The sequence below is a fragment of the Synechococcus sp. R55.7 genome, assembly GCF_047461955.1.
GTDB lineage: Bacteria > Cyanobacteriota > Cyanobacteriia > Thermostichales > Thermostichaceae > Thermostichus.
In genome coordinates this window covers 1-1,152 of sequence record NZ_JANSIC010000371.1, presented here as the reverse complement: position 1 = coordinate 1,152, position 1,152 = coordinate 1, and the positions used below count along the sequence as shown (strand labels likewise).

Sequence of the window (1,152 nt, the reverse complement as noted above, 5' to 3'; positions counted from 1 at the left end):
AAGCAGGCAGCACTCCCATGCCAGCTTTTGCGGAGGATCCCTGGTGGTGTATGGAGCAAGCCGTCAAGATTGTGGCCTGAGCCGATGCTCTTGGGGACTTTTTCAGACTTTCAGAGATGGCTTTTCAGGATCCCATCAAAGGTAGACTCAACCTCATCGACGCCAATCACTGACAGGTGATAGAGGGAAGATAGACTACTTCTTGTATCTTGACTAACATCAGTTAAAACTATGAAAGCTTGGCTTCCCTGAAGACCGAGTTCATGAGCGATTCTGGAGTATTTTTGTATTTTATCTTGGTACTCACCTGTCTTCGATTCCACCCAGTAGAACTGATCGTTGATATGAAAGAGAAGATCCATCTCAAAATCGGCTCCATTCGATAAAGTAACTTGGGCATTCGCGACGTAAGAGAAACTGATCTTTTCGGTGTGAGCCGCAACAAGGCGGATCAGCGTGTCCCTAACATATCTTTCCAGCCAGTTTCCTGCCAGAAAGTTCAGGGCTCGAGGCGACCTACTGGGTCTTGCTACCAAGAGGCATCTGGGTGCCTTAAAGTATCTATACTCTTCCAAAAATGCGATGCTGTATAAATTTTTAGCAAATTGGCAAGTTGAACCGATTACTTGTGGAGGTTCATCTCTAAGGTTTAGGGAGAAAGAACTGCCGCTATTCATATTTGACTTAACCATTCCATAAAATCTCTTGATAAAAGAGTATCGGCTGCCCATAAAGGCAGCTATTTGATCTAGCTTTTCCTCTTTTTCTTCCGCAGCTATGTTTTTCATCCTTATGTTTTTTGAGTTTAGAAGCGACTCTATCTTTGATATATCAACGATAGCTGTCCCATCCTTGTCTCTTAGTACTTCGTCTGGTGTCTCAGGATCTGGTGCTTCACCAATGACCTGAGTAACCTGCTCATTCTGGGAGTCCTGATTTGCAGTTGGGCATATCTCGGATCCATGAGAACTTTGAATAGTAACCCGTAGTTGCCGATAAATATCTTTGGCCTCTTCCACTAGATTTTCCAGAATGGCTAGCTAATTGTTCAGTTGCTGGCCATGTTCGGCCAACTTTACAGATATAGCTTGTAGAAGGTCTCTGCCCCAGTCCTGTAGCAAGCTTTGCTGGCTGTCAGCAAGGCGAAATTTA

Annotated in this window: 1 protein-coding gene; it reads right to left on the bottom strand. The window is 44.4% G+C overall.

What is annotated here, in order from left to right:
- Nucleotides 1-110: 110 nt before the first annotated feature.
- A complete protein-coding gene (locus NW820_RS12560; RefSeq protein ID WP_414407667.1) occupies nucleotides 111-1,019 on the bottom strand; it encodes a hypothetical protein in 909 nt (302 codons plus the stop codon).
- Nucleotides 1,020-1,152: the final 133 nt, after the last annotated feature.